At 69.3% G+C, this 3,088-nt stretch carries 4 protein-coding genes; all 4 read right to left on the bottom strand.

What is annotated here, in order from left to right:
* Nucleotides 1-23 precede the first annotated feature (23 nt).
* Complete coding sequence (locus tag DQW06_RS16480; protein ID WP_013151989.1) at nucleotides 24-749, bottom strand: DUF4191 domain-containing protein; 726 nt, start codon at nucleotides 747-749, stop codon at nucleotides 24-26.
* Between the two features lie 215 nt (nucleotides 750-964).
* On the bottom strand, nucleotides 965-1,918 hold the full coding sequence (gene lipA / locus DQW06_RS16475) for a lipoyl synthase (RefSeq protein WP_013151990.1): 954 nt from the start codon (nucleotides 1,916-1,918) through the stop codon (nucleotides 965-967).
* 93 nt (nucleotides 1,919-2,011) lie between these two features.
* A complete protein-coding gene (gene lipB, locus DQW06_RS16470) occupies nucleotides 2,012-2,716 on the bottom strand; it encodes a lipoyl(octanoyl) transferase LipB (protein WP_013151991.1) in 705 nt (234 codons plus the stop codon).
* Between the two features lie 10 nt (nucleotides 2,717-2,726).
* Nucleotides 2,727-3,088, bottom strand: a 362-nt coding sequence (locus DQW06_RS16465; RefSeq protein WP_117198858.1) for a DUF1731 domain-containing protein, incomplete at its 5' end; no start/stop codon positions are given.

Genomic DNA, 3,088 nt, shown 5'->3' with positions numbered 1-3,088 from the left:
CCCGACTGCGGCCCCGGCCGGGGTCAGCCGCCCATCTGGCCGCGCATGCCCCGGGGCATCTTGGCGTTCTTGGGCATGGGCCCCTTGGGCATCTGCATCTTGGCGGGCAGCGCCTTGAGCCGGTAGTTCAGCTCGGCGGTCCCGGCCTTGTCCAGGTTGCGCGGGAGCCTGACCAGCGTGCGCTGGAGCTTGGAGACCGGCACCTGGTCCTCGCCGTTGCCCACCTTGAAGTCGTAGATGGGCGTGTCGTAGGCGACGCGGGCCACGCGCTTCTTCTCACCGGCGATCAGCGGCTTGAGGCGGCCGGGGTCGCCCTCGCCTACCAGGATCACGCCGGGGCGCCCCACCACGCGGTGCACGACGTCCATCTGCTTGTTGGCCGCCACACCCGGCTCGACCACCCAGTTGCCGCGCATGTTGTCCAGGATCGCCATACCCGCGCCCAGGCGTCCGTCCAGCATCTTGTACTGCACGCGCTGCGCGGAGCGGGTGAAGATGATGAAGCCCACCAGGAAGGCGACCGGCAGACCGGTCAGCGGCCACAGGATCCACGACCCGGTCCAGATACCGATGCCGACGAACACCGCGAGGATGACCACCGCCGCCGTGACCGCGAGCGGGATGCTGCGCGGACTCTGCTGGTGGACGACCTTGGCGACCATGCCGATCTGCTTGAGACGGCCCGGCTGCTTCTCGGCACCGTCCTTGCCTCGGGCCGTGTTCTGTGAACCCTTGGGCTTTTTCGCCATCGTGCTCTCAGGCAGCTCACGCCGACGCCGGATCGGCGGGGAAGGAGTTCCCTCGGCTGCCTTGCCTCCTCTTCGCGGTCGTCGTGGGTGCGGCGCCTCGCGGCGCCACCGACGGGCGCCTGCCCACATCAGGATATGTGCGGGTGCCCGTAACTGAGGAACGGTGGCCAGCGGGCCACCGTTCCAGCTTGGTCACGACTCGGGTGGAAAGTTCGTTACGCGTTGTTCGCCAGGGAGGCGTTCTCGGCGTCCCGCTTCTCCCGGGCCTGCTTGTACAGGCGGCCCGCCCGGTAGGAGGAGCGCACCAGCGGCCCGGACATGACACCGGCGAAGCCGATCTCCTCGGCCTCCTGGCCCAGCTCCACGAACTCCTCCGGCTTGACCCACCGGTCGATCGGGTGGTGCAGCTTGGAGGGGCGCAGGTACTGGGTGATGGTCAGCAGGTCGCACCCGGCCTCGTGCAGGTCGCGCATCGCCTCGCTGATCTCCTCACGGGTCTCGCCCATGCCCAGGATCAGGTTCGACTTGGTGACCAGGTTGTCCGCGCGCGCCTCGGTGATCACCTTGAGGGAGCGCTCGTAGCGGAAGCCCGGACGGATGCGCTTGAAGATCCGCGGCACCGTCTCGACGTTGTGCGCCAGCACCTCCGGACGCGAGCCGAACACCTCGGCCAGCTGGTCGGGGTCGGCGTTGAAGTCGGGGATGAGCAGCTCCACGCCCGTGCCCGGGTTGAGCTCGTGGATCTTGCGGACGGTCTCGGCGTACAGCCAGGCGCCGCCGTCCTCCAGGTCGTCACGGGCCACACCGGTGATGGTGGCGTAGCGCAGGCCCATGGTCTTCACGGAGTTGGCGACCTTGGTCGGCTCCATGCGGTCCAGGGCGGTGGGCTTGCCGGTGGCGATGTTGCAGAAGTCGCAGCGCCGCGTGCACTGGTCGCCGCCGATGAGGAAGGTCGCCTCGCGGTCCTCCCAGCACTCGTAGATGTTGGGGCACCCGGCCTCCTGGCAGACCGTGTGCAGGCCCTCGCTCTTGACCAGGGAGTGGAGCTCGGTGTACTCGGGCCCCATGTGCGCCTTGATCTTGATCCACGGCGGCTTCTTCTCGATGGGGGTCTCGCTGTTGCGCGCCTCCACGCGCAGCAGCCTGCGGCCCTCAGGAGCGATGGTCAACGTGAACCCGTTCCCTTCTGTGCCCCGTGCCGGGGACCCTTCCCCTCGTGGGGGCTCGGCGTCCCCGCGGGGACTGGCTCATGGTGTGGTGTGTCATCCACGCGCGGTGGCGCCGGAGAGCAGGTCCGCGCCGTCGGTGTGGCGGTACTCCCGCGCGCCGAGCAGGTCCGCCAGATGGCGTTCCATCCGGGGCCGCGCGTCGGCCACGGACACGTCGCGCCCCAGTTCGGCGGAGAGCGAGGTGACTCCGGCGTCGGTGATTCCGCACGGGACGATCCGGTCGTACCACGACATGTCATTGTTGCAGTTCAACGCGAGCCCGTGCATCCCGACCCCGCGGGCGATCCGGCAGCCGATGGCGGCCACCTTGCGTTCGATGAGGCCGCGCTCGGGGTCGGCGGCCAGCCACACCCCGGTGCGCCCCTCCACCCGCGTGCCGGTCAGGCCGTACTCCGCGATGGTGCGGATGATGGCCTCCTCCAGCATCCGGACGTAGGCGATCACGTCGACGGGGTCCGGCAGCCGGACGATGGGGTACACCGTCAGCTGACCGGGGCCGTGCCAGGTGATCTTGCCGCCCCGGTCGATGTCCACCACGGGCGCCCCGGGGTCGGTGATGGGACGATCCCACCTCCCGGTGCGCTTTCCTGCGGTGTACACGGGCTCGTGTTCCAGCAACAGGACGGTGTCGGGCACCTCATCGGCGACCCGGCTCTCGTGGAGCCGCTTCTGGAGATCCCAGCCCTGGTGGTACGGGACGGGAGTGTCGCCCAGCCATGCGTAAACGAGATCACTCACACATCCAACCTTACGCCCCGGTGGACTGTGCGGGTCTGGCCAGGATGTCGGATAGCGCACTGTCCACGGTGGGCAGCGCGAAGGAATAACCGGCCTTCGTGAGGCGTTCGGGCTCGGCCCTCATGTCGATCAGCGCGGTCTCCTCGGCGAAGTCCCCCAGCACCGCGCGCATCGCCGGAGCCGGGACCGGCAGGACGGCGGGGCGCCGCAGGGCGCGGCCCAGCGCCCTGGTGAACTCGGCGTTGGTCACCGGCTCGGGCGCGCACATGTTCACCGGGCCGGTGATCTCGGGGTGCTCCAGCAGGAAGCGCACGGCCCCGATCTGGTCGCGCATGGCGATCCAGCTCATGTACTGGCGCCCCGACCCCAGAC

The sequence above is a fragment of the Nocardiopsis sp. TNDT3 genome, assembly GCF_003427465.1.
In the GTDB taxonomy this organism is placed as follows: Bacteria; Actinomycetota; Actinomycetes; order Streptosporangiales; family Streptosporangiaceae; genus Nocardiopsis; species Nocardiopsis dassonvillei.
The sequence above is the reverse complement of the archived record's forward strand: the minus strand, read 5'-3'. Positions and strand labels throughout refer to the sequence as shown.